The sequence below is a fragment of the Bradyrhizobium diversitatis genome, from assembly GCF_016031635.1.
Classification (GTDB): domain Bacteria; phylum Pseudomonadota; class Alphaproteobacteria; order Rhizobiales; family Xanthobacteraceae; genus Bradyrhizobium; species Bradyrhizobium diversitatis.
Genome location: NZ_JACEGD010000095.1, coordinates 1 through 1,439, shown reverse-complemented (window position 1 = coordinate 1,439; position 1,439 = coordinate 1). Strand labels below are relative to the sequence as shown.

General features: G+C 63.1%; 1 protein-coding gene. It reads left to right on the top strand.

Annotated elements, in window-relative coordinates; translation table 11 throughout:
* Positions 1–168: 168 nt before the first annotated feature.
* A partial coding sequence (locus tag H1B27_RS39575; protein WP_197969769.1) for an IS5 family transposase occupies positions 169–1,439 on the top strand: 1,271 nt, incomplete at its 3' end.

The window sequence follows — 1,439 nt, the reverse complement described above, 5'->3', positions numbered from 1 at the left end:
GTCGTCCGTGAAGAGCGGCTAAGCGATTGAGCTAGAATCGCATTTGTCTTTGTGGGCTGTTTTGCGATTGCAGGGTTTTGATGCTTGGGGCATCGGAACCTTGCAATTTCATTTTCAGGATTCCGTCGAATCGCCAGTCATGATTCCGTCGTCGCATCGGAGGTGGCGATGCGACCGAAGAAGCACAGGACGACGGAATCGGGCGATCTGTTCCGGGCCAGGCTGGACCAGATCATCAATATGAAGCACGAGCTGGTTCAGCTTGCCGGCAAGGTCGATTGGGACTGGATCGACGGCGAGATCGCGCCGCTCTATAGCGCGAACGGTCGGCCGGGCATCGCGACCCGCTTCGTGATCGGGCTACTCCTGCTCAAGCACATTTACGGCCTGTCCGATGAGGGGGTGTGCGAGCGTTGGGTCCACGACCCGTATTTCCAGTACTTCACCGGCGAAGAGTTCTTTCAGCACGCGTTCCCGCACGAGCGCTCGGACCTGAGCCATTGGCGCAAGCGGCTCGGCGACAAGCTGGAGCTGTTGCTGGCCGAGAGCTTGCGGGTGGCGCATGAGGCCGGTGCGTTACGCGGCCAGGACCTCAAGCGGGTCACGGTCGATACCACCGTGCAGCCGAAGGCCATCACCTTCCCGACCGATGCCAAGCTGCTGCACGCGGCGATCGAGGGGCTCAACCGACTGGCGAGGAAGCACGGGGTCAGGCTGCGGCAGTCCTATCTTCGCATTGCCAAAACCGCCGCAATGATGGCGGGGCGCTACGCCCATGCCAAGCAATTCAAGCGGCATCAGCGGCAGTTGCGCATTCTGCGCAGCCGGCTGGGCCGGATCATCCGCGATATCCACCGCAAGATCGAAGGTCAGACCGTGCTCGAGAACGCCTTCGCCCTCCCGCTTGGCCGGGCCTCGCAGATCCGCTCGCAGCAGCAGCGGCAGCGCGGCTGGAAGCTCTATTCCTTCCACGCCCCGGAGGTGGAGTGCATCGGCAAGGGCAAAGCAGCCGCGCCTTACGAGTTCGGTGTCAAAGCCTCCATCGTCACCAACAACCGCCGTGCTCCCGGTGGCCTGTTCGTGCTGCACGCCACGGCGCTGCCCGATAACCCGTACGACGGTCACACCTTGCGGGACGTCATCGACCGCACCGAGACGCTCACCGGCTGTGCGATCGAGCGGGCCTATGTCGACAAGGGATACCGCGGCCACGACGCACAAAATCCCCGCCGAATCTTCATCTCTGGCCAGAAGCGCGGCGTCTTCGGTGTCATCAAGCGCGAGCTGCGCCGCCGTTCCGCCATCGAACCCATCATCGGACACCTGAAGACCGATGGCCACCTCGGCCGCTGCTACCTCAAAGGCCGCGCCGGCGATGCGGCCAACGTCATCCTCTCAGCCGTCGGCCACAACTTCCGCCGCATCCTCGCCTGGATCAG